The organism is Micromonospora chalcea (assembly GCF_002926165.1).
Classification (GTDB): Bacteria; Actinomycetota; Actinomycetes; order Mycobacteriales; family Micromonosporaceae; genus Micromonospora; species Micromonospora chalcea.
This window is the reverse complement of record NZ_MAGP01000130.1, coordinates 24,121-48,254: the sequence shown is the minus strand read 5'-3', so window position 1 is coordinate 48,254 and position 24,134 is coordinate 24,121. Positions and strand designations below refer to the sequence as shown.

Here is a 24,134-nt window from a genome sequence, read left to right as displayed (position 1 = left end):
GTCCTCCGGTCGCCCCACCACCGCCGCCGTCGATCCCCGGTGCCGTGGTGCCCCCAGCGGCACCCGGAACACCGGTGGCAACACCTGGAACGCCGACGACAGCGTCCGCGGCGGGGACGCCGGTGCACGGGCGGCCGGTGGCGCCGCCCGTACCCGGCCCGGCGTCCCCGCTACCGCCCCCGCCGGTCATCCCGCCGCCATCCACGAGGCCGAGCGCCGAGGCGCCTCCAGCGTCCGTCACCCCGCCGCCGTCGCGGATGCCGTCGGCGGGAGTCGTGCCACCGCCACCGCCGCCGACCGTCCTGCCGCCGGCACCGAGCATCCCCGCACCGGCGAACGTTGTCCTGCCACCACCGCCGGCAGTCACTGTCGCTCCGCCGACCCCCGTGCCGCCACGGCCGGCAGCCGTCCAACCGGTGGCCGAGGCCGCAGCCGCTCCCCCGTACGCCGCCACGGACCGTACGGCCGGGACCGGAACGGCAGCAGCCTCGGAAGTCCACCCCGCAGCGATCGAGGCGAGCGCGAGCGGCCCCGGCGCGGGTACGCCACCGACCGTCCCGGGTGGACCGGGCTGGGACAAGCCGACGATCCAGGTACAGCAGATCGGCCCGCTGCTGGAGGAGGAGTCGGAGCGCCAGGCCGCGACAGCGACCACCGGCACCACGGCCAATCCTGCGGCATCCGAGTCCGTCAGCGGACCCCCGGTCGGTGCGCCGCCGGTGGACGGCCCTCAGAGCAGCGGACCTCCAGCCGACGCACCCGTGATGAGCGGGCCCCCGGCCAGCGCACCACCCACCAGCTCACCGTCCACGCCCACGCCGCCGGCGAGCGCACCGTCCATCGGCACGCCCACGCCGCATCCCGTCAGCGCACCGCCCACGCACCCGGTCAGCGGCCCACCGGGGCAACCGGTGAGCGGAGCGGCCGCGTACCCGATCAGCGGAATTCCGGTCAGCGGCTACCCACCACCGGTCAGCGGACCAGCCGGTCACGGCGACTACCCGTCACTGGCCGGCCAGCCACATGCGGCGCCCGTCAGCGCCGCGCCGGTCAGCGGCGGCTCCGTGCCGCCGTGGGGCATGGTCGCGCCGCCGTGGAGCAGTGTCGCCCCGTCCCAGCCGGTCGACCGGCCCGCCGACCCCGAGCAGAACACGGACGAGCCTGACCCGGACGAGCCGACGGCCGGCGACGCGGCCGGACAGGCGGAAGGGGACGCGCCGGAACGGAACCGGCCGATGCCGATCTACGAGGATCTGCTGGACTTTCCCGAGTCCACGCGACCCGAGCCGCCGGCGCAGCCGGAGCCGGGTGCCTGGCCGGTGAACCCGCCGGTGTTCCACCAGCCGGCGCCGGTCCAGCCGTCGGGCGCGTACCCGATGGAGCCGGAGCGGCCGGGCCGCAACCGCACGGTGCTGGCCCTGGTGGCCGGGGGCGCGGTGCTCGCGGTGGTGGCGGCGGTCGGTGTCGGCGTGGTGTTGCTGAACCGGGAGGCGGCGCCTCCGCCTGCCCCGGTGCCCGCGTCCGGCGCCGCGTCGCCGAAGGTGGCCGGTCCGCCGCCGGGCGACTTGCAGCTACGGGACGACACCACCACTGTCACGGTGACCTGGACCGACCCGACGAACGGCGGGGTGCCGTTCGTGGTGGCGGGTGGCCGGGCCGGGCAGAAGCTCGGCGTGATGGCCACTGTGGACGCGGGGCAGACCCGCTACACGGTGAACGGGCTGAGCGCGAAGCTGGACTACTGCTTCACCGTGCTGGCTGTCTACGCGACCGATTCGTACTCGACCTCGGGTCAGGTCTGCACGGACCGGGAGGGCGGCGCGACGCCGAACTGACGGTCCGGGGACGCCACGCTCGGTGTCCACAGGGGGACGGTGCGGGTTTCACCGGCACCGGGCGGCACCTATGATGGCTCCCGGCTCTGGGGAGGGTCGACCTCGCGCGGGTGCGCCTCCCCCACCGACACGGGGAGGCAGCCGGCAGTGACCACCATCGAGGACGTCACGGGCACCGGGCCGGAGCAGGCTCGTCCACGATCGCGTATGCGGGGCGGGCTGGTCACCATCGGCACGGTGGCCGCGCTGCTGGCCGCGATGGGCCTGACGGTGCTCGGGCTGGGCGCCGCGGACAACGCGGTGGCGAGCTACGACGCCTCCTCCTGGTTGTGGAGCACCACCCGCGGCGAGCTGGCCCGGGTCAACGGCGTCACCGCGCGGGTGGACACCCGGATGGAGGTGCCGGGTGGGCGGCGGCACCAGATGCAGGTGGCCCAGACCGACCGGCTGCTGATCCTGCGCGACCTCAAGACCGGCCAGGTCAGCTCGCTGGACCTGGCGACGTTGCAGATCACCGCGACCACGCCTACCGCGCCGGGGCTCGGGGTGAGCGTGGCGCTGCACGAGGACGCGGCGTTCGTGGTGGACGCGGTGCAGGGCATCGTCCGGCAGCTCGACCCGCGGGCGCTGACGCCGGTGGGCGAGCCGGTCCGCTACCCGCCGGGCATCGCCGGCGGCACGTTCGACGGCGCCGGCAAGCTGTGGATCGCGGTGCCGAGCGAGGGCACCGTCTCGGCGGTCACCGCCGCCGAGCTGCCGGAGACGCCCGGTGACGCGCCGCCCGCCGGGCTCAGCCCGAAGCGCGTCGAGACGTACGACGTGGCCGAGCCGGCGCACGAGCTTGTGGTGTCCACGCTGGACGAGGGCGTGGCGGTGCTGGACCGCACCTCGGCGTCGCTGGTCACAGTGGTCGGCGGGCAGACGCAGCGGGCGGCACTGACCATGACCGCGCCGGGCTACCTGCCGACCCGTACCAGCGGGCAGCAGGTGCCGGTGACGGTTCCCGGTGAGCGGTCGGTGCACGTGGTGCGGGACAGCCGCGAGGTGAAGCGGTTCACGGTGCCGGGTGACGGTGTGCGGCTCAGCCCGGCGGTGGCGTGGGCGGGCCGGTTCTACTGCGCCGACGAGACGACCGGCACGGTCTACGCGTTCGACGCCGAGGGGCAGCTCGTGCAGACCGTGAAGGGCGCCGGCCGCCCCGGTCCGGTCGAGCTGGAGGTGCGCGAGAACCACCTGTTCATCAACCCGCCGGACTCGTCCACCGCGCAGGTGGTCGACGACCGCAACCAGGTGCGTGAGGTCGACAAGTACGCGAACGACGTGCTGGGCGGGGATCCGCCGCCGGTGGCTCCGCCGCCGCCCCCACCGAAGAAGCCGAAGGTGTCCAAGCCGGGCGCGCCGAAGTCGGTCACCGCCGCCGCCGGTGACGCCTCGGCGCGGGTGAGCTGGCAGGGGGCGGCGTCGAACGGCGCCGAGATCACCAGGTACGTGGTGGAGGGCGCCGGTCAGACCCGCCAGGTCGGCGCGAACCAGCGGTCGCTGGAGGTGACCGGCCTGACGAACGGCGAGACGTACACGTTCTCGGTGCACGCGGTGAACGCCAAGGGTGAGGGGCCGGCGCGGCGCAGCAACCCGGTGGTGCCGACGGCTGAGGTGCCGGACCCGCCGGCGTCGGTGACCGCCGAGGCGCGGCCGGACGGCACGGTGCGGGTGAGCTGGCCCGAGGCCGACGGCCAGGGCAACAAGATCGCGAAGTACGCGGTGACGGCGACCTCGGCGGGCGCGAGCGCCCCGGCGGGCGAGTCGGCGAAGACGGAGCTGGTGGTGGCGGCCGGGCAACTGGAGTACGGCACCCAGTACGCGTTCACCGTGACGGCGGTGAGCGAGAAGGGCGCCGGGTCGAAGGCGTCGCCGGTGAGCAACACGGTGGTGCCGTTCACGGCGCCGAAGGCGCCCGGCGAGCTGCGCGCGTCCACTGTCGCCGACCAGCCGGGCACGGTCGCGGTGCAGTGGTCCCCGGCGGTGGACAACGGCCGCCCGGTGACGAAGTACGTGGTGGAGGCGGCCGGGAAGTCCGTCGAGGTGACCGATGTGCGGGCCACTGTGGGCGGGCTGGGCAACGGCCAGAACGTGACGGTGAAGGTCAAGGCCGTGAACGAGGCGGGCGCCGGGCCGGAGGCGAGCACCACCGCGCGGACGGTGGCCGAGCCGCGGATCACGGTGACCGGCTCGTCGGCGGACGCCACGTCGGTGACTGTCACGTTCACTGTGGACGCGGGCGGTGGGCGGGCCACCTGCACGGCGGCGACCGGTGGGAAGACGGCGAGCGGCAGTTGTTCCAGCCTGCGGGTGACCGGGCTGACGCCGGGTACCGCGTACACGGTGACGCTGACCGCGTCCAACGCCGCCGGTAAGGGCACCGCTTCGCGCGCGCAGACCACGGACGCGCTGTACGGGATCGCCACCTGCCGCAACGGCTCCTCCGGCGCGGAGGCGACCTACTGCTCCCGGGACGTGCCCGGCGAGCGCAACGGCAACGAGATCTTCTCGGTCACTCAGCAGGACAACAGCAGGCAGGCAGGCTGGGAGCCCAACGGCGCCCGGCTGAAGGCCTACTGCAAGAAGAAGGGCGAAGAGGTCTACGCCTACATCTACAACAACGACAAGCGCAGCACCTGGTGGGTGCGCGTCGACCACAGCAAGGGCCGCGACTACATCCCGTGGGCCTGGCTGAACCTGGAGGGCGGCGACGACCTCAACCTGCTGCCCACCTGCTGACCGCACCACCCCGAGAGGCGCATCCGTGAACACGCACGAACCGCTCAGCCAGCCGGAGGTGCAGGGCTTCGCCGCCCTGGCCGCCCGGCTGGCCGACAACGTCAACGCGGTCGTGCTGGGCAAGCCGCAGGTGGTGCGGCTGGCGCTGACCGCGCTGTTCGCGCAGGGGCACGTGCTGCTGGAGGACGTCCCGGGCGTCGGCAAGACCACGCTGGCGCGGGCGATCGCGGCCACCGTGAAGGGGCAGTGGCGGCGGATCCAGTTCACGCCGGACCTGCTTCCCTCCGACGTGTCAGGGGTGACGATCTTCAACCAGGCCAGCCGGGGTTTCGAGTTCCACCCGGGGCCGGTGTTCGCCAACATCGTGATCGCCGACGAGATCAACCGGGCGTCGCCGAAGACGCAGTCGGCGCTGCTGGAGGTGATGGAGGAGCGCACCGTCACGGTGGACGGCGTACGGCATCCGGTGCCGCAGCCGTTCCTGGTGGTGGCCACGCAGAACCCGGTGGAGATGGACGGCACGTACCGGCTGCCCGAGGCGCAGCTCGACCGGTTCCTGGTGAAGCTGTCGGTCGGCTACCCGGACGAGGCGGTCGAGGTGGAGGTGCTGCGCGGCGCCACGGTCCGCTCCCCCGACTCGCTGACCGCCGTCACCGACACCGCCACCGTGGGCGAGATGGTGAAGATGGCCCGGCGGGTGCACATCGCCGAGCCGTTGTACGCGTACGCGGTGCGGTTGGCCGCTGCCACCCGTACCCATCCGCAGGTGCGGGTCGGGGTGAGTCCGCGCGGCGTGATCGCGCTGACCCGGGCGGCGTGCGCGTACGCGCTCATCGACGGCCGGGGCTGGATCATGCCGGAGGACCTGAAGGCGCTCGTCGAGCCGGTGTTCGCGCACCGGCTGCTGCTCACCCCCGACGCGCAGGTGCGTGGTGTGACGTCCGCCGAGGTGCTGCGCCAGGCGGTCGCGTCGGTGCCGGTGCCGTTGCCGTCGGGCCAGGCCACGCCGGTGCACGGCTGAGCGTGGGGATCACCGCCCGTGGCATCGGGCTGCTCGTCGCCGCCCTGGTGCTGCTCGGCGTGGGGTTCCGCTACGCGTACCCGGAGCTGACGGTGCTGGGCGCGGCGGCCGGGGTGGCGGTCGGCTACGGCGTGGTGAACGCGGCCTGGCGGCCCCGGCTGAGCGTGGCGCGGCGGGCCGACCCGGACCGGGTGGCCCGGGGTGAGCCGGCGGCGATGGAGCTGACGGTGCGCAACACCGGTCGGCTGCGGGCGGCGAACCTGGTGGCCGAGGACCGCTGCGCCGGGGCGCTGGTGCCGGTGCCGCTGCTGCGGTTGCGCCCGGGCCGCGACACGGTGGTGCGCTACGACGTGCCGACGCACCGGCGTGGGGTGGTGCCGGTGGGGCCGCTGCGGGTGGTGCGCCGGGATCCGCTGGGCCTGGTGGCGCTGGCGCGCGGCTACGGCGGCACGGTGCCGGTGTGGGTGCACCCGCGCATCCATCCGCTGTCCGCGGTGCCCACCGGTGCCGGGCGCAGCCTGGACGGGCGTACCGACAGCGTGCCGCACGGGTCGATCACGTTCGACTCGCTGCGGGAGTACGTGGTGGGCGACGAGTTGCGCCGCGTGCACTGGCGCACCAGCGCCCGGGTGGGTGAGCTGATGGTGCGGGAGAACGTGGACACCAGCCTGCCGCGCCTGGTGGTGGTGCTGGACAACCGCGCGTCGGCGCATCCGGGCCGGGTGGGCGGGGTCGCGGAGTCGTTCGAGTCGGCGTGCGAGGCGGCCGCGTCGGTGGTGGCCGCCGCGGTGCGGGAGGACCTGCCGGTGCAGCTGCTGCTCGTCGTACCGGGAGAGGTGGAGCCGGAGGGCGCGGCCGGGCCGCTGGACCGGCTGGCCGCGGTGGAGCTGGCGGACGCCGGGCCGGACGTGCTGCCGGCCGCGACCGGGCGGCTGCGCCGGGACCGGCTCGGTGACACGCTGGTCTTCCTGACCGGGCCGGGTGGCCGCGACGAGCTGGGGCACGTCGGCGCGCTGCGCGGCGCGTACCCGTCGGTGGTGGTCGGGATGTTCGGCGCGGACGGGCCGACGGCGGCCGGCGCGACGGGCCTCACGGTGCTGGACGCGGCGGACGGCGCGGCGTTCGCCGCCGAGTGGGACGGGATCCGCCGGTGGTGACGCTGCCACGGACCCAACCGGCGGCGGAACGCGCGGTCCGGGTGCTGCGGGCCGTGCCGGTACCGGCCGCGCTGATCGTGCTGGTCGCGCTCTCCGGCGTGGTGCTGGGCCGGGTGTACGCGGATCCGCTGCTGACCCGGCTCATGGCCGGCGCGGCCGTCGGATCGGTGCTGGTCGGCGTGGCCGCGCGGCGGCTGCCGTCCTGGCTGGTGGCGCCGCTGTCGGTGGCCGCGATGGCCGGGTGGACGCTGCTGTCGCTGCGGCTGGCCGCCGCGCACGCGGCGCTGCCGGGCGGGCTCGGCGAGGTGACCGCCGACGCCGCCCGTAACGCTATTCCCCGCCTGCTCACCGCGATGATCCCGGTCGAGCCGGCCCCGGACACGGTGCTGGTCCCGGTGGTGGCCGCGTGGCTGACCGGGCTGACCGCCGCCGAGGTGGCGCTGCGCGCCGGGCGGGTGCTGCTGGGCTACCTGCCGCCGGCGCTGCTCTACGCCGGTGCGCTCTACGTGGTCGGGCCGAACGCGGATCCGGCGGTCGGCCCGACGGTGGTGTTCGCCGCGGTCGCGGCGGCCGGCCTGGCGACGCCCGGGCGTCGCGACAGCCCGGCGCCCGATCCGGTCGCCGGTCTGACCCCTGCGGTACGCGCGGCGGTGCGGCTGCGGCTGGTGGCGGCGAGCGCGGCCGGGCTGGCGGTGGTGGTGGCGTTGGCGGCGCTGCTCGCCCCGGTGGTGGCCGCCCAGGTGGACGAGCGGCCGGTCGATCCGCGCCGCTACGTGGAGCCGCCGCGGGTGGAGTCGTTGGACGAGAACCCGCTGATCCGGATCTCCGGGTGGGCGTTGAACCCGGATCAGCGGCTGCTCGACGTGCGCACCGTCGCGGGCGCGGGCGACGGCGGGGCGCCGCGGATCCGGCTGGCGGTGCTCAGCGACTATGACGGGGTGACCTGGCGGGTCGGCGCCACGTACCGCAACGCGGGGCGGATCCTGCCCGCCACCGAGCCCGCCCCGAACACGGCCACCGACGAGGTGCGCCAGGAGATCACGGTCGGCGACCTGACCGGACGGCTGCTGCCCGCGGTGCCCACGCCACGCGAGGTGACCGGCGCGCGGGTGGCGTACGACCCGGCGACCGGGACGCTGATCCGCCCGGAAGGGCTCGCGCCGGGGCTGCGGTACGAGGTGTCCTCGGTGCGGGAGCGCCCGGACGTGAACCTGCTGCCCACGGCGAACGTGCCCGCCGGTGACGAGGTGGCCCGGGTGCTGCGGGTGCCCGACGGCGCCCCGGAACCGCTGCGCCGGCTGGCCACCCAGCTCGCCGAGTCGAACGGTGCTCCGTACGCGCGCGCCGACGCGATCGCCACGTTCCTCGCCGAGCACTACCGGGTGACAGCCGACGCGCCGAGCGGGCACGCGTACCCGAATCTGGCGTTCTTCCTGTTCGGGCCGCGCAACGGCGGCGGGCAGCGGGGCACGTCGGAGCAGTTCGCCGCCGCGTTCGCGGTGCTCGGCCGCCTCGCCGGCCTGCCGACCCGGGTGGTGGTCGGGTTCGGGCCCGACGGCGACGGGCCGGTGCGGGCGGCCGACGCGTACGCCTGGCCGGAGGTGCTGTTCGACGGCGTCGGCTGGGTGCCGTTCGATCCGATGCCGCGCCCGGACTCCGAGCCCCGTCCGGTGGAGGAGGACTTCCGGCCGCAGCCGGAGGACCCGCCGCCGTCGGAGGTGCCCGCGCCCACCGAGGAGCCGAGCGCCACGCCTCCGGCTGCCGGGCCCGCACCCGGCGGGCACGAGGGCGGGCTCGGCACACCGGCGCTGGTCGGCGGCGGTGTCGGCGGACTGGTGTTGCTGGTCGGCGCGGTGCTGGCGGCGCTGGTCGCGATGCGCCGGCGGCTGACCCGCTCCCGTCTGGCGGTGGGCGATCCGGGCGAGCGGGTCGCGGGAGCGTGGCGGGAGCTGACCGACGCGCTGCGTCTGGCCGGGCATCCGGTCGGGCCGGACCTGGCGGCGGCGGAGGTCGCCGAGCGGGCCCGCCGGACGCTCGCCGAGGCCCGCGCGGCGCGGCCCGGAGAGGGCGCGGCGATCGACGGCCCGGACGGCGCAGCGGTGGACGAGCTGGCCGCTCTGCTCAACCAGGCGGGTTTCGCGCCGGGCAGTGTCACGCCGGAACAGGCGGACCGGGCCGCACGGCTGAGCGCCGGCTTCGCCGACGCGCTGCGTGCGGCCCGGTCGCGGTGGCGACAGGTGCTGTGGACGATCCATCCGGGGCCGCTACGGTGGCGACGCTGACCGGACCGCCCGCGCCGTGAGGGCTCAGCGGTCGGCGGCGCGCAGCTTCCGGACGAGCTTGCGCAGCCCGGCCTGCCAGCCGTCCGGGTCCTCGGCACGGCGGCGGGCATAATCGGCCACCTCGGGGTGCGGCAGGATCAGGAACCGTTCCTCGGCCAGCCCGGCAATCACCGCGTCGGCGACCTGATCCGGGCTGAGGATCGTCCCGGACGCGGCGATCACCCGGGCGCCCAGGTGCCCCTCGGTGAGGCCGTCGGCGAGCATCGGGGTGTCCACGCCCTGCGGGCACAGCGCGCTGACCCGGATGCCGGCGTCCCGGTAGGTGATCGCCAGCCATTCGGCGAGACCCACGGCGGCGTGCTTGGTGGCGGTGTACGGCGCGTCGCCGACCGCGGTGAGCACACCGGCCGCCGAGCAGGTGAGCAGCAGGTGGCCCTGGCCCCGGCTGAGCATGCCGGGCAGCACCGCGCGGGCGCTGTGCAGGTGCCCCAACACGTTGACCCGCCAGGCGCGGTCCCAGTCGGCGTCCGGCGCGTCGATGCCGCCGCCGGTGGCCACTCCGGCGTTGGCGCAGAACAGGTCGATCCGTCCGTGGCGGCGCTCGGTCTCCTCGACGAGCGCGCGTACCGCCGCCTCGTCGGTGACGTCGAGGCCGACGCCGGTGGCGACCGGGCCGATCGCCTCGGCCGTGGCGCGGGCCGCGTCGGCGGCCAGGTCGGCCAGCACGACGGCGGCGGCGCCCTCGGCGGCGAACCGTCGGCCCAGTGCCGCGCCGATCCCGCCGGCCCCGCCGGTGATCACGACCACCCGGTCGGTCAGGTTCATCTCAGGCCACCTTCCCGGGGCCGAGCCGGGGCAGCAGATCCATCCAGGCCGCCGCGCCGCCCTCGGTGATCTCGGGCGTGGGGAGCACCGCCAGCACCGGCACGTCGACGCCGTTGTCGGCGTAGCGGCGGACGGCGGCCGCGCACTGCTCGGGCGAGCCGTGCAGCACCAGCGCGTCGACCACCTCGTCCGGTACGGCGGCGGAGGCGCCCCGCCGGTCCCCCGCGGCCCATGCCGCCCACATCGGACCGAGCGTGTCCTCGCGGCCCAGCCATCTGTGGAAGGCCGCGTACGCGGGGACGGTGAGGTAGCCGGTGATCATGCGGCGGCCCAGCGCGCGGGCGTACGCGGCGTCCTCGGTGGGGCAGACGAAGATGCGGGCGGCCACCTCGAACCCGGGGCGGCGCTCGCCCACCTCGGCCAGGGCGGTCGGCACGTCCTCGGCGGCCAGCCAGTTGAGGATCACCCCGTCGGCCTCGGCGGCGGCCAGGCGCAGCATGCCGGGGCGCAGCGCGGCCAGCACGACCGGCGGCGGCACGCTCGGGGGACGCTCCAGCGTGAAGCGCCGTACGGCGAACGTGTCGAACGCGCCGTCGACGGTCTCGCCGCGCAGCGCGGCCCGCAGGAACCGCAGCACGTCCCGGGTCCGTTTGAACGGCTCGTCGAATTCGATCGCGTTCCAGTCCCGCACCAGCACCGGCGAGGAGGCGCCGACGCCGAGCGCGAAGCGGCCCGGCGCCGCCTCGGCCAGCGCGGCGGCGCTCATCGCCAGCAGTCCCGGACCGCGGGTGAACACCGGTGTGATCGCGGTGCCGAGGCGCAGTCGCGGCGACCAGGCGGCGGCCAGGGCCAGCGGGGTGAACGCGTCGGCGCCGGCCACCTCCGAGGACCACACGTCGGTGAAGCCGGCGTCGTCCAGGGCCGCGTAGACGGCGGCGTGGTCGGCGAGCGGGATACCGCCCAGCGGCACTGTCATGCCCCATCGGTTCGTCACCCGTCGATGGTGCCCGTCCGGCACCGCCGCGAGCAAGATCCAGACCGATATGGGCGATCGGTGCAGAGACGCCGGGAAAGAGTGTTACGACTGCCGGATGAGGTGGACCGGGGACGGGGCAGCGCGGTGAGGACCGCCGAGCCGGCCGCGCTGCGCAGCTCCGGCGGCGGGCCCGACCGGGCCACGTTCCTGGAGCTCTTCTTCGACCTGGTGTACGTGTTCGCGCTGACCCGGATCTCGGCGCGCGCCTTCGAGGACCTGGTGCTGGAGGGCGGGCAGACGGGCTGGTCGGCGGTGACCGGCGGCGGCAAGACGCTGCTGCTGCTGGTCGCGCTCTGGGCCGTGTGGCAGGGCACGGCGTGGACGACCAGCCGCTACGACCCGCACCACCTGTGGTTGCAGATCATCGTGATCACCGCGCTGATCTCGGCGATGGTGATGGGGGTGGCGATCCCCCGCGCGTTCGGCCACAGCGGCCTGATGTTCGCCACCGCGTACGTGGTGGCCCAGGTGAGCCGGCCGGCGATCCTCGTGCTGGTGCTGCAGAACCAGCAGTACCGCCGGCTCAAGCGGCGCATGCTGATCACGTTCTGCGCCACCGGTGTGCTCTGGCTGGCCGGCGCGCTGCTGCCGGTGAACGCCCGGGTGGCGCTCTGGACCGCGGCGCTGGTGCTGGAGTACCTCGCCGCCCGGTTCGGCTGGCCGGTGCCGGGCCTGGGCCGGTCCACGGTCTCCCGCTGGGACATCCACGGCGAGCACCTGGCCGAGCGCTACCAGCAGATCTTCCTGGTCGCGCTCGGCGAGACGATCCTGCTCGCCGGCCTGTCGTTCACCCGCTCCCCCACCAGCCCCGGCATGGTCACCGCGTTCGCCGTCGCGCTGGCCACCTCGGTGCTGCTGTGGCGGATCTACGTGCAGCGGGCCGGGCAGATCCTGGGCGAGGCGGTGACCCGGGCGGCGCACCCGGCCACCGTCGGCCGGTCCGCCGCCGACACCCACCTGGTCATGGTGATCGGCGTGGTCGCCACCGCGATCGGCTACGAGCTGGTGATCGAGCACCCGATCGGGCACAACGAGCTGCCCTGGCTGGCCGTGATCCTCGGCGGGCCGGCCGTGTTCCTGGCCGGCCGGGCCCGCTTCGAGTACGAGGTGTTCGGCCGGGTCTCCCCGTCCCGGCTGGTGGGGATCGCCGCGCTGCTGCTGCCCGTACCGCTGCTGGTGCGCCTCGCGCCGCTCGTCGCGGCGGGCTTCGCCGCGGCGGTCCTGACGGGCGTGGCGGTGGCCGACGCCCGGCGTGCCTGGGGCCGCCCGCCGGAGGACGCGGCGCCGCCGTTCTGAGCGGTGCCGCCGGAGCGGGACGCCGCGCCCGCCCTCCGGGCTACGATCCGCGCGTGACCTTCTCGCTCGTCGCCCGCTCCGCCGACGGGCGCCTGTTCGGAGTGGCAGTGGCCAGCCGGTTCCTCGCCGCCGGGGCGCTGGTGCCGGCCGCCGAGGCGCTGGTCGGGGCGGTCGCCACCCAGGCGCACGCCAACCTCGCCTACCGGGCGCAGGCGCTCGCGCTGCTGCGTACCGGCGTCAGCGCCGTCGACGCGGTGGCCGGGCTGGTGGCCGCCGATCCGGGACGCGACGACCGGCAGCTCGCCGTGGTCGGCGCGACCGGCGACGGGGCCACCTGGACCGGGCCGCGCTGCCACCCGTGGGCCGGTGGGCAGGCCGGCGACGGCTGGGCCGCGCAGGGCAACATCCTGACCGGCCCGCAGGTGATCGACGCGCTGCGCGACGCCTGGCTGGCCCGTGCGGAGCTGCCGTTCCCGCAGCGGCTGCTGGCCGCGCTCACCGCCGGCGACGCGGCCGGCGGCGACCGGCGCGGGCGGCAGAGCGCGGCGATGCTCGTGGTGCAGCGCCACGGCGGCTACGCCGGGACCGGCGACGAGCTGGTGGACCTGCGGGTGGACGATCATGTGGACCCGGTCTCCGAGCTGCGCCGCCTGCTCGGCATCCACCACATGCTGTTCGGCCGCCCCGATCCGGCCACGCTGCGCGACCTCACCGGTCCGCTCGCCGCCGAGGTGGCCGAACTGCTCGCCGCCACCGGGCACCCGGTCGGCCCGGCCGGACTGGACGAGGCGCTGGCCGCCTGGACGGGTCTGGAGAACCTGGAGGAACGCTTCGTGCCCGGCCGGATCGACCCGATCGTGCTGGAGCACCTGCGGCGCTGCGCCGGGCGCTGAGGTCAGCCGCCGAAGGCCAGCCGGCCGATGCCGGCGCGGGTCAGCTCCGCGCGCTCGTCGCCGGTGACCGGCAGCCGCCCGGCGGCCTTGCGCAGCACGGTGAGCGCGTCCCAGCCCAGTCCGGGCGGCACCGGCACGCCGCCGGTGAGCACGCCGATCACCACGTCCGCGGCGGCCGGGGTCAGCCACGGCGTCCGGTCCAGCGCGTCGGCCAGGTCCAGGCCGTGCACCGCGACCTCCACCACCCGGGTACGCAGGAACTCCGGCAACGCCATCGCGTCACCGTGGCGGGTACGCACCACCCGTGCGGGCAGCTCAGCGGCGACCGCCTCGTCGGTGGCGCGCCAGGCCCGGCCGAACTCCGCCGCCACCTCGGCGGCGCCGGGGCGCTCCCGGGCCGCACGCTGCGCGCCCTCGACACGGTCCCGGTCCACCGGCGGGCTGAACTTGGCCGCGCCGAAGTAGGCGGCCGCGTCCACCTCGGCCCGGGGCGGCGCGGGCTCGGCGAGCATGCCCGCCAGGCGTCCGGCCCCGGTGCTCACGTGCGCGATCAGGTCGCGCACCCGCCACGGCGGGCACGGCGTGGGCCGGTCCAGCGCCGCGCCGTCCAGGTCGCGCAGCACCCGCTCCAGGCGGTCGCACTCGGCCCGGAACGCCGCCCGTACCGTCTCCATCCGCCGGATCAGCCCTTCCACCGGGGCACCAGCCGGTGCACCACGACCAGCACCAGCGCGGCCACCACGGCGATCGTGCCGGCGATGCCGGCCGCGCTGCCCGCGTACCCGACGAAGAGCTGGCGGCGGCTGAGCGCCTCGACGGGGATCGTGGAGCGGTCCACCAGCCAGGACAACGCGAGCGCGGAGGCCAACAGCGCCACCGCGCCGGCGCCGCCGAGCACGGCGGCGGCCACCCGGTGCGCGTCGCCGGGCTCGACCACCGCCTGCTCCCGCTGGAAGACCAGCAGCACCAGCCCGGCGACCGCGGCCCACGCGCCGACCACCAGGTACGCGGCGACCGCGTCGCTGGGCCGGTGCCAGCCGGCGGAGAGCGTGGCGACGCCCGCGGCGGCGGCGTACCCGGCGCCGAGGAACGCCCCGGCCGCCCGCAGCTTGCGCGGCAGCACCAGGATCAGCGCGACCGCCACCGAGGCGGCCACCGAGGTGTGGCCGCTGGGCAGGCTGTTGCCGGCGGCGGCCCGCTCCGGGTCGATGCCGAAGTCGGGCCGGACCAGGAAGTGCTTGAGCAGTTGCGTGGTCACGTTCGCGCCGGCGATCAGCAGCGTCGCGGTGACGGCCAGCGCCTTGCGGCCCCGGATCAGCGCGATGAAGCCGATCACCGCGGTCGCGGCCAGCAGCGACACCACGGACATGGCGTTGAGGAGCGTGTCGACCGGACCGTCGATGCGGTCCTGGCCGATCTGGTTGCCGGTCAGCGCCACCGTGTCCAGCCACTGGCCCAGTTCGGTGTGCACGGCGAAGCGCCACACCAGCACGAACGCAGCCGTCTGCAGCAGGGCCAGTACGACCAACCAGACCGCCGTCCAACCCCTTGCCGTCTCCCGCACCCGGACAACTTAACGGTAGGGCCGCCGACGCGCGCGGCGGAGCGCCATCGGCTTCGGCGTACGGTGAGGCGGGCGATCCGAGGAGGTGGGGCGTGACCGGCACGCCGCAGCGGGAACCGCAGGCCGGGCCACGGCCGGAGTCGCTGGCCGACCTGCTCGGCGGCCGGCGCGGGGCGGTCGACGCCACGCTGCCGCCGCTCGCGTTCGGGCTCGGCTGGGTGCTCGGCGGGCTGCGCGGCGGTGTGCTCGCCGCGCTGCTGACCGGCACGGCGGTGGCCGGCTGGCGGTGGCGGCGCGGGGACCGCCCCCGCTCGGTGCTGATCGGGCTGCTCGCGGTCTGCGTGGCCGCGCTCGTCGCGTTGCGGACCGGCCGGGCCGAGGACTTCTTCCTGCTGCAGATCGCCGCCAACGCGGCGAGCGCGCTGGCCTGGGCGGTGAGCATCGTGGTGCGCTGGCCGCTGCTCGGCGTGGTGGTCGGCACGGCGCTGGGCCAGCGGACCCGGTGGCGGAGTGATCCGGCGCTGCTGCGGGCGTACGGCCGAGGCAGCTGGGTGTGGGCGGGCACCTACGTGCTGCGGTTGGCGGTGTTCATCCCGCTGTGGCTGGACGGGCAGGTGGTCGCGCTCACCGTGGCGCGGGCGGCGCTCACCTGGCCGCTGATCGCGGCGGCGCTGGCGTCGAGCTGGGTGGTGATCCGGCGGTCGCTGCCGGCCGGGCATCCGGGACTGCGGCACCCGGTGACGGCGCCGGTGCCCGGCGGTGAGCCGGTCCGGGAAGAGTAATGGAGAGGCCGCCACGGGGGGAGCGGCCTCTCCGTCAAATACGTTACTCCGTCCACGGCCCGGATGTGATCCCGTGGACCGCTGAATTTTGCGTGCCTTTTCGCGCCATGGGTCGTCACCGGGCGGAGTGGTGGGCCGGCCGGTCCGCTGCGTCGGCCGGACGGCCGGCCCACCCGGCCTGACCGTGGGCGTCAGGCCGTCCGCCGACCCGGCCGCTCCGTTCCCCCATCGGCCGGGTCGGCCTCCTTCGTGGGCGGGCTCGCGCCCGCCCACGAAGGAGGGGTCACCTCACCCCTGCGGGAAGTAGGTGCCGTAGTCGGCGTACGCCATGGCGATGTCCGCCTGCGCCCAGAACCGGTGGTAGTTGAAGACCGGCTCGGGACCGCCGTCCAGGTACGCCTGCACCTTCGGCCAGTCCGGGTCGTTCTTGTAGAACGAGCGGATGTCCAGGAAGCTCTTGCCCGGGGCGATCACGTCACCGTTGGGCATCTTCCCGGTCCAGCCGTTGGGGATGTAGAGGCCCTGGCCGTCGGCGGCGTTGTAGACGTCGTCGAAGCGCTTGTAGTCGCCGCGCTTCTCCGGCGTCGAGACGCCCTTGCTGTCGGCGGCCGCCGAGAGCGCGTCCAGCAGGCCCTTGGCGGTGTCCTTCGCCGCGGTGTTGCCGGACTTCGCCGCGTACGCGATGAGCGTGCGGGCGTAGGCGCCGGCGACGCCGACGTCCTGGCCCTTGACCGTCACCTCGACGTGCAGGTTGGTGTTCGGCTGCGGGCTGCTGGGGTTCCAGTTGGCCGGCTGGCCGGTCCACTTCATGTCCGACGGGATCGACCAGTCGGTGCCCAGCGTGGTGTTGGCGATCGCCCACGGCACCCACTTGTCCAGCAGCGCCTTGGCCTTCGCGTTGCCGGTCTCCAGGTACAGCTCGGCGATGCGCTGCATCGACCAGGCCTGCATGCCGAACCACTGGTTCGACGGCGGGTCGTTGTAGACCGGGTCGACGTCGTAGAACATGCCGTAGAAGGTGGCGGTGCCGGCCGGCGGCTGGGCGTAGCTGCCGTCCCAGCTGTTGGTGGCGCCACCGGCGATGCCGCCCTCGGCCGACTGAAGCCAGGTGTAGAACTCCAGCTGCCGGTCGAGGCTCTTCTGCCAGTCGGAGGCCGCGGTCGGCGACTTCGGCTTCAGCTCCGCGACGTTGGTCATCACCCAGGCCGCGAACGGGTTCTGGTAGCCGAAGTGGCTGTGGCTGGACCCGATCCGCCACGACCAGTTCTGCGAGGCGTCGTACGCGCCGCCCCAGGCGTAGTACCAGGAGAGCAGGTAGTGCGCCGAGTCACGGCCGCTGGCGGCCGGGCAGGTGCTCGCGCCGACGCAGTTGCCGATCTTCTTGAAGTACTTGTCGAACAGCGCGTAGCGCAGGTAGTCGCCCATCTTGGCGGCCTTGGCCACGGTGGCCGCCACGTCGCCCGCCTTGCCCTGCGCCTTGGCCCAGGTCAGCGCCCAGTAGGCGGCCTGGACGGCACGCGCGTCGGCGTCCGGGGCGTTCGTGTACTTCCACTGCTTGGCCGGGGCGTTGGACTCCTTGACGAACAGGTCCAGGTAGCCGTTCGGGCCGCCGTGCTTGAACGTGTCGCAGGACGGCTGCGGCACGGTCTCCCACACCGACTCCTGGGTGCCCCGCTGGAAGGTGTTGATGTACGCGGGCCGGGTGGTGCCGTCGCCGCAGCGGCCGTAGCCGTACGTGTTGTCCACGTCGAGCAGCCAGTGCATGCCGTAGATGTCACCGGTGCCGTAGGTGGACTGCAGCTCCGAGCGCAGCGGGTCCTGGCCGACCGGGACGTTGGCGTCCAGCGTCGACGGGTACTGGCTGGGCAGGTTGTGCTCGGCGGCGTACTGCGGGGTGCCGGGCGAGCCGGCCGTGGCCTGGTCGGCGTGCGACGGGATGATGTACTTTTCCATCACCGTCCAGGCGTTGTTGAACGGGGCCCAGTTCTGGGTGACCCGGCCGTACTGCGCCTCCAGCCAGAGCCAGAAGCTGAACGCCTCCGAGGTGGTCTCGTGGCCGTGGTCGGGCGCCTCGACGATCAACGTCTCGATCGAGTGGTACGGCACGCCCTCGGGGCTGAAGTACCCCGAGTTCTTGATCTTGCCGTACTGGTCGAGGAACTTCTTGATGTAGGCGTTGTCGCCGCCGGGGCTGTCGTTGTCCGCCTCGGTGGCCACGACGGAGACCGGCGCGTAGCCGGTGGCCGACGCGGTGATCGTGGCGGTGCCGCCGACCGTGTCGGCGTCCTCCGCGGCGGAGACCGTGGCGGTGACGCCGGTGCTCCAGTTGCTCGGCGTGAGCGTCAGCGTGGTCGGCGACACGGTGATGTCGCTGTCACCGGTGACGGCGAGGGTCACCGGCACGTTGGCGCTGGGCGCCGCGCTGAGCGTGTACCGGACCGTGGCGCTGCCGCCCTCGCTCACGGTGACCGCGGACGGGGTGGCGACCAGCTTCGGCCCGGTGGCCGCGGTCACTGTGAACGACTTCTCCGAGACCGCCGAGGCGCCGGCGTTGTCGTACGCCTTGGCCTGCACCGTGTAGCTGCCGGCCGGCAGGTCGAGCAGGTCGTAGCCGTACGGCGCGGTGGTGTCGGTGTTGACCAGCAGGCCGTTGCGGTAGAACTCGACCTTGCTGATGGTGCCGTCGGGGTCGCTGGCGGTCGCGGTCAGCGGGACGTCCGCCGGTGCCTCGAACGGGCCGGACGGCACGCTCAGCGAGACCGTCGGCGGCTGGTTGGTCTGCGCGCCGTTGCACGCCACCCCGTTGAGGGTGAACGCGGTGGGCTTCGGGTTGCTGCCGCTGAAGCTGCCGTTGAAGCCGATGCTGGTGGACGCGCCGGTGGGCAGGCTGCCGTTCCACGACTCGTTCGTGGCGGTCACCTCGCTGCCGGACTGGCTCCACCGGGCCGACCAGCCCTGGACCACGCGCTGGCTGCTGTTCGGGAAGGTGAACTTCAGCGACCAGTTGTTGAGCGCGTCACCCAGGTTCTTGATGGTCACGTTGGCGGTGAAGCCGTTGTTCCAGTCGCTCGACGCATACGTCACGTCGCAGGCGGGCGCGGCCTGGGCGGCGCCCGCGGGCAGGGCCACCCCGCCTATGACGAGGGCGGCGGCGGCGAGCATCGCCGTACGGCGACGTCTGGCCAGAAGTCTCATGTGGGCGGTGTCTCCTCGGACCGGGCCGGGACCTCGGGGTCCCGGCGGGGCGCCTCCACGCGTCGACGGGGCGTACGCGGGGGGACGGAGGCGTCCGGAAAGGTGGTCGTCCCGGCCGTGCCGGGGATCGGGGCGCCGCACCGGTTGTCACCGGGTGCCCTCGGCGGCCCGCGCTCGCGTCACTGGCTCCGCGTGGCGTGACGAGAGTGTGACATGGAAGCGCTCCCACCACAACGGCCAGCGCAGATACGCGCTTCCATGTTTCGATCTCGTTTAGGGGCTTTTCCAAACCCGTGACGGGCGTTACAGTCGCAGCATCGCCGATGGGAGCGCTTCCATCGACGGTGATACAAGTACTGGATCGCCGGGTACGCCCGTGCCCGGCGCGTCGGCCCAGAGGCCGGCGGCGGACCAGCCCGGACGCCGCCACCGGCCGCCACCCGCCAAACGGAGGGAGGTGGAACCAGAGCCACTCGCGTGGCCCGGCTCCCGCGCGACGCGCACGACGGACGCCAATTCCACTTCGTGCGTGTGTGCACCATCGGTGGGGACGGGGGTTGCCCTCCCCCGTCCCCACACTAAACCCCCGTTGTCGACGGCAAAAGAGGCCGACGGGACAGGCGTGACACGCCACCCGGACGGCCTTTCTCGCTATCCACCCCACCCCTCGCCGCTCACGCCGCCCCGAGCGGCGTTCCCGAGCGACGCCCCCGCCCACCCACTTTCCGGCCGCCCGCCGGCCGCGCCGCACTTCGCCGCGACCGCCGGATCAGGGCCGGCCGCTCCCTGGCTATGATGGGAGCGCTCCCGGCCCAGGGCGGCCCGTCACTCCGAGGAGAAACCTCATGTCGTTACTCACCCGACGGCGCCTGCTCCGCCGCGTCGCCCTGTCCGCGACCGCGGCCGGCGCGGCCCGGACCGGGCTCGCCGGCGCCACCGCGACGGCGACCGCCGCGTCGACAGTCGCGCTCGGCGGCTGCGACAGCCCGCCCGAGCGCGCCACCGACCCGGAGCAGGACCGCGGACTGCGCTTCCCGGACGGCTTCGGCTGGGGCGCGGCGACCTCGGCGTACCAGATCGAGGGGGCCGCCAAGGAGGACGGGCGGGGTGAGTCCGTCTGGGACACCTTCAGCCACACGCCGGGGCGCATCCGCAACGGTGACACCGGCGACGTCGCGGCTGACCACTACCACAGGTACGCGCAGGACCTCGACCTGATGCGCGACCTGGGACTGCGCAGCTACCGGTTCTCCATCTCCTGGCCCCGCATCCAGGCCGACGGCTCCGGCCGCCCCAACCAGCGCGGCCTCGACTTCTACCGCCGCCTGGTGGACGGGCTGCACGAGCGTGACATCGCGCCGATGGCCACGCTGTTCCACTGGGATCTCCCCCAGGCCCTCCAGGACGCCGGCGGCTGGGAGAACCGGGACACCGCCGAGCGCTTCGCCGAGTACGCCGACGCGGTGTTCCACGCCCTCGGCGACCAGGTGCCGGTCTGGCTGACCGTCAACGAGCCGAAGACCGTGGTGCAGAACGGCTACATCTTCGGCCACCACGCCCCGGGCTTCCGGGACGAGGACGCGGCGTACCTGGTCGCCCACCACCTCCAGCTCGCCCACGGCCTCGCCGTGCGGGCGCTGCGCGCCTCCGGCCTCACCGGCCGGATCGGCCCCGCCCTCAACCTGCACCCCTGCTACCCCGCCGACGACAGCGCCGAGGCGGCCGCCGCGACCAAGCTCCACGACGGCTACGAGAACCGCCTCTACCTCGACTCGATCTTCAAGGGCGCGTACCCGCAGGACGTGCTGGACGACCGCGGCCCGGACAGCCGGATGGTCCGCGGCGTCCGCGACGGCGACCTGAAGATCATCTCCAGCCCGGTCGACCTGCTCGCCGTGCAGTACTACACGCCGATCTACGTCACCGGCGACGGCAGCACGGTCCGCAAGTGGCCCACCTCCGAGGCGGAGTGGCAGCAGATCTACCCCGAGGGCATGTACGACATCCTCACCCGGGTCACCCGGGACTACGGCCGGGTGCCGATCACCATCACCGAGAACGGCCTGCCCTGCCCCGACGTGCCCGGCGCGGACGGCAACGTCGACGACGCCGGGCGGGTCAGCTTCCTGCGCGACCACTTCGCCGCCGCCCACCGGGCCATCGGCGACGGGGTACCGCTGGAGAGCTACCACGTCTGGTCGCTGCTGGACAACTTCGAGTGGGCCGAGGGGTACGAGCAGCGCTGGGGCCTGGTCTACGTGGACTACGCGAGCCAGCGGCGGGTGCTCAAGCGCAGCGCCCACTGGTACCGCGACGTGATCCGCCGCAACGGGCTGTAGGCGGTGGCGGCCCGGCCGGCTGCGCGCCGGCCGGGCCCCCGCATCGGCGGATCAGCGCGGCAGCGCCTGCTGCAGCTCGGCGCGCAGCGCCGGGGTGAGCATCTCGCCAGCCTGCTTGGCCAGCCGCGCCATCTCGTAGCCGACCACGCCGATGTCGGCGTCCGCCCCGGCCAGCGTGGCCAGGATCGAGCCGTCCCGGATCTGCATCACCAGGAAATAGCCGCGCCCCATCTCGACCACTGTCTGCTTGACGACGTCGCCGTCGAACATCTGGGCCGCGCCCGCGGTGATGCTCATCAGGCCGGAGGTCACCGCGGCGAGCTTGTCCGCGTGGTCCCGGGGCAGATGCGCCGAGATCGCCACCAGGAGCCCGTCGGAGGACACCACCACCGCGTGCGCTACCCCGGGAACGCGCTCCGCGAACGCGTTCACCAGCCAGCTCAGGTCGCGTGCCTCCTGGCTCAACGTCGTCACTGTCGTCGTCCTCCTTCGTCGCGCGGCAGGTACATCTCGGTGGTCTCCTCGGCCTCGGCGCGCCGCACCCCGCTGTAGAGGCGCGACAGCATGCCGCCGACCGCCTCCGGGTCCGGCTCGTGCCGCATCACCGGGCGGTCGGCCACGGAGGCCGGGGCGAGCTGGGCCATCGGCACCCGTACCGGAAGTCCCCGCTCGTTGGTCCCTCCGGTCACCGGCGTCGGCGCCGGGGCGGGCGTCACACCCAGCGGCGACGCCGTCGGCCCCTGCCGGCTGAACCACCCACCGCCGGCGGGTCCGGCGACAGCCGGGGTCAGGACGTCCTCCGCCCCGCCCGGCCGGGGGCGCGGCACGGCGCCGGCCGGCGCGGCGGGCGCCGGCGATCCGGACGTCGGCGCCTCCGGCCCGTCCCCGAGCGGACGGCCGGTCAGCGGCGACAGCGGCAGCGCCGCCGGCTGACCGGGCGCCGGACGCCATCCCGCCACCGGCAGCTCGGCCGTCGGCGCCGCGAGCGCCCCGGACGCCGCTACCGGACCGGTGGGCGTGCGGACGCTCCGGTCCACCCCCGGTACGGGCCGACCCGCCGGCACCGGCCGGCCCGCCTCCGGCGCGGGCGCCTCGGCCAGCAGCTCGACCGGGATCCGCACCAGGGCGACCAGGCCCGCGCCGCCGGCCTGCAACCGCACCCGTACGCCGTTGCGGGCGCCGAGGTGGCTGACCACGAACAGACCCATCCGCTCCGAGGCCGACACGTCGGCGGCCGGCGGCTCGGCCAGCACCGAGTTCGCCTCGGCCAGCGCCGCCGGGCTCATGCCCAGCCCTTCGTCGACGACCCGCACCAGCGCGCCCCGGCCGTCCGGCTCGACGACGACCCGCACCGTGGTCTCCGGGCGGGAAAAGGAGGTGGCGTTCTCCAGCAGCTCCGCGAACAGGTGCACCAGGTCGCCCACCGCGTGCCCGACGACGTGCAGGTCCGTCCGGTTCTCGTGGCGTACCCGCTGGTACTGCTCGATCTCCGCGCTCGCGGCCAGCAGCACCGCGCCCAGACCCACCGGGCGGTTCCACCGCCGGGTCGACTCGCTGCCGGCGAGCACCAGCAGGCTCTCGTCGTTGCGGCGCATGCGGGCGGCGAGGTGGTCGAGCTTGAACAGATTCTCCAGCTGGTCCGGATCGCTCTCCTCGCGTTCGAGGTCGTCGAGCAGCTCCAGCTGACGCTCGACGAGCACCTGGCTGCGCCGGGCCAGGTTGACGAACATGGCGTTGACGTTGCGCCGCATCATCGCCTGCTCGACCGCCACGTCGACGGCGCTGCGGTGCACCGCGACGAACGCCTCGGCCAGCTCGCCGATCTCGTCCTGCGAGTCGATCACCGCGGGCGGCACGTCGATCGCACCGACCGGACGGTCCACAGTGCGCAGCCGTTCCAGCGTCAGCGGCAGATCCACCTGCGCGATCCGCAGCGCCTGGCCGCGCAGCTGCCGCATGCCGCGGGCCACCGACCGGCCGACCAGCAGCGAGATCGCCACCGCCACCAGCAGCACTGTGGCGATGCCACCGGCCACCAGCAGGGTGTCGCGCAGCTGCCGGGCGCTGGCGTCGTCGGCCCGGCGTACCGCGTCGTCGACGACCCCGCTCTCCATCTGGCGCAGCAACTCCTGCCGCTGCTCACTGGCCGACCACCACTGCTCCGCGTCGAGCAGCGCCGGCTTCGCGTCGCCGCCGCCGGGCAGGGTCCGTTCCTCCATCCGGGTGGCCGCGACGAAGGCCGGGTCGACCGAGGTCTGGTCGTAGCGGCGGATCTGGTCGGCGGTCGCCGCGACCCGGAACGCGCCGAGCGCGGTGAGCTGCTGGGCCCGCAGGTCGCTGAGCGTCACCTGGTCGTCGGCCTCGTACCGGCCGGAGCGGGCGGCGGCGTAGAGCTCCGCGCGGATCCGCGAGGACAACTCCTTGACCCGGGACAGCTGCACGTAGCGCAGCACCGCCTCGGTCAGCTCCTGCCGCTCGCCGCCGGGCGACGGCTCGGCCAGCAGGTTCAGCAGCGCCGCGACGGACCGGTGGTAGTTGCTGAGGACGGTGTCGCTGGACAGCACCGCCGGCGCCACCGCGGCGCGGATGTTGACGACCTGGTCGTACGCCTCCAGCGCCTCCGAGTAGGACACCCGCCAGGCCGCGTCGGCGTCGGCCAGCGGCGCGGCCGCGGTACGCAGGTCCGCCACCGCGCGGTCGGTGGCCGCCTGCAGTGGCTTCAGGGCGGCGACCGCGGCGTCCCGGTCGGCGCCGGTGCCGGCGCGGCGCAGCCCCGCCAGCTCCCCGGCGGTACGGTCCCGCTCGTGCTGGAGCCGGTCGACGGCCACGGCGATCTGCCGGCCGATGCCCACCTGCTCGGCGAAGGCGCTCAGCGTGGTGGTCTGCCCGACCAGCCCGCGCGTCTGGATGCCGGCCAGGACGAGGAACGCCAGCGACGGGATCACCAGCACGGTGGCGAGCTTGGTGCCCATCCGCCAGTCCCGCAGCCGGAACCCGGAGCGCCGCCGGTGCGGCTGCGGGACCGCGCCACGAGCCGGGTCGGGACCTGCGCCCACACCTGCCTCCTCGTTCCACTCCACCACGTCGGGGAGCGGAGTCCATCCAACCAGGCCGGCGGTCCGTGTCAACGG

Annotated in this window: 17 protein-coding genes; 9 read left to right on the top strand and 8 right to left on the bottom strand. The window is 74.6% G+C overall.

All coding sequences use genetic code 11. The annotated features are described in order from the left end of the window. Positions 1-730: 730 nt before the first annotated feature. Positions 731-853: a hypothetical protein gene (locus tag BAW75_RS33240; RefSeq protein WP_255365604.1), complete on the bottom strand. Its 123-nt coding sequence runs from the start codon at positions 851-853 to the stop codon at positions 731-733. 58 nt (positions 854-911) lie between these two features. Here BAW75_RS33240 and BAW75_RS21220 point away from each other — a divergent pair, with 58 nt between their 5' ends. From BAW75_RS21220 to BAW75_RS21200, 5 genes are all read left to right on the top strand, one after another. Beyond that, the gene (locus BAW75_RS21220) at positions 912-1,835 is read left to right on the top strand and encodes a fibronectin type III domain-containing protein (RefSeq protein ID WP_244206200.1); all 924 of its coding nucleotides are present in this window, start codon (positions 912-914) and stop codon (positions 1,833-1,835) included. 207 nt (positions 1,836-2,042) lie between these two features. Beyond that, the gene (locus BAW75_RS21215; RefSeq protein ID WP_208635285.1) at positions 2,043-4,613 is read left to right on the top strand and encodes a fibronectin type III domain-containing protein; all 2,571 of its coding nucleotides are present in this window, start codon (positions 2,043-2,045) and stop codon (positions 4,611-4,613) included. Between the two features lie 25 nt (positions 4,614-4,638). Then, a complete protein-coding gene (locus BAW75_RS21210) occupies positions 4,639-5,634 on the top strand; it encodes an AAA family ATPase (protein ID WP_064445403.1) in 996 nt (331 codons plus the stop codon). A gap of 2 nt (positions 5,635-5,636) precedes the next feature. Then, on the top strand, positions 5,637-6,791 hold the full coding sequence (locus tag BAW75_RS21205) for a DUF58 domain-containing protein (protein WP_104114657.1): 1,155 nt from the start codon (positions 5,637-5,639) through the stop codon (positions 6,789-6,791). Next, the gene (locus BAW75_RS21200; protein ID WP_104114661.1) at positions 6,785-9,073 is read left to right on the top strand and encodes a transglutaminase domain-containing protein; all 2,289 of its coding nucleotides are present in this window, start codon (positions 6,785-6,787) and stop codon (positions 9,071-9,073) included. The genes BAW75_RS21205 and BAW75_RS21200 overlap by 7 nt, the downstream gene beginning before the upstream one ends. Before the next feature lie 24 nt (positions 9,074-9,097). Here the strand turns inward: BAW75_RS21200 and BAW75_RS21195 are convergent, their stop codons facing one another. Continuing rightward, entirely contained in the window at positions 9,098-9,898 is an 801-nt protein-coding gene (locus BAW75_RS21195) for an SDR family oxidoreductase (protein WP_104114656.1), read from the bottom strand. 1 nt (position 9,899) lies between these two features. Beyond that, the gene (locus BAW75_RS21190; protein WP_104114655.1) at positions 9,900-10,874 is read right to left on the bottom strand and encodes an LLM class F420-dependent oxidoreductase; all 975 of its coding nucleotides are present in this window, start codon (positions 10,872-10,874) and stop codon (positions 9,900-9,902) included. Positions 10,875-11,018: 144 nt separating this feature from the next. On the opposite strand from BAW75_RS21190, the gene BAW75_RS21185 reads away from it, so the two are divergent. Both BAW75_RS21185 and BAW75_RS21180 read left to right on the top strand, forming a co-directional pair. Continuing rightward, positions 11,019-12,230: a low temperature requirement protein A gene (locus tag BAW75_RS21185; RefSeq protein WP_104114660.1), complete on the top strand. Its 1,212-nt coding sequence runs from the start codon at positions 11,019-11,021 to the stop codon at positions 12,228-12,230. Positions 12,231-12,283: 53 nt separating this feature from the next. Beyond that, on the top strand, positions 12,284-13,123 hold the full coding sequence (locus BAW75_RS21180; protein WP_104114654.1) for a DUF1028 domain-containing protein: 840 nt from the start codon (positions 12,284-12,286) through the stop codon (positions 13,121-13,123). 2 nt (positions 13,124-13,125) lie between these two features. Here the strand turns inward: BAW75_RS21180 and BAW75_RS21175 are convergent, their stop codons facing one another. Both BAW75_RS21175 and BAW75_RS21170 read right to left on the bottom strand, forming a co-directional pair. Beyond that, a complete protein-coding gene (locus BAW75_RS21175) occupies positions 13,126-13,797 on the bottom strand; it encodes a maleylpyruvate isomerase N-terminal domain-containing protein (RefSeq protein ID WP_104114659.1) in 672 nt (223 codons plus the stop codon). Between the two features lie 8 nt (positions 13,798-13,805). Continuing rightward, positions 13,806-14,687 (bottom strand): phosphatase PAP2 family protein, encoded by an 882-nt coding sequence (locus BAW75_RS21170; protein ID WP_104114653.1) that lies wholly within the window; start codon positions 14,685-14,687, stop codon positions 13,806-13,808. 92 nt (positions 14,688-14,779) lie between these two features. Here BAW75_RS21170 and BAW75_RS21165 point away from each other — a divergent pair, with 92 nt between their 5' ends. Continuing rightward, the gene (locus BAW75_RS21165; protein ID WP_104114652.1) at positions 14,780-15,469 is read left to right on the top strand and encodes a DUF3159 domain-containing protein; all 690 of its coding nucleotides are present in this window, start codon (positions 14,780-14,782) and stop codon (positions 15,467-15,469) included. 288 nt (positions 15,470-15,757) lie between these two features. Here BAW75_RS21165 and BAW75_RS21160 read toward each other — a convergent pair whose 3' ends face one another. Next, positions 15,758-18,655 (bottom strand): glycoside hydrolase family 48 protein, encoded by a 2,898-nt coding sequence (locus BAW75_RS21160; RefSeq protein WP_181373777.1) that lies wholly within the window; start codon positions 18,653-18,655, stop codon positions 15,758-15,760. Positions 18,656-19,509: 854 nt separating this feature from the next. Between BAW75_RS21160 and BAW75_RS21155 the strand changes: the two genes are divergently transcribed. Then, positions 19,510-21,003: a GH1 family beta-glucosidase gene (locus tag BAW75_RS21155; protein WP_104114651.1), complete on the top strand. Its 1,494-nt coding sequence runs from the start codon at positions 19,510-19,512 to the stop codon at positions 21,001-21,003. Positions 21,004-21,054: 51 nt separating this feature from the next. On the opposite strand, the gene BAW75_RS21150 is transcribed toward BAW75_RS21155, so the two are convergent. Beyond that, positions 21,055-21,477, bottom strand: a complete 423-nt coding sequence (locus tag BAW75_RS21150) for a roadblock/LC7 domain-containing protein (protein ID WP_013287300.1) — start codon at positions 21,475-21,477, stop codon at positions 21,055-21,057. Further along, positions 21,474-24,059 (bottom strand): sensor histidine kinase, encoded by a 2,586-nt coding sequence (locus tag BAW75_RS21145; protein WP_244206199.1) that lies wholly within the window; start codon positions 24,057-24,059, stop codon positions 21,474-21,476. The genes BAW75_RS21150 and BAW75_RS21145 overlap by 4 nt, the downstream gene beginning before the upstream one ends. Positions 24,060-24,134 lie beyond the last annotated feature (75 nt).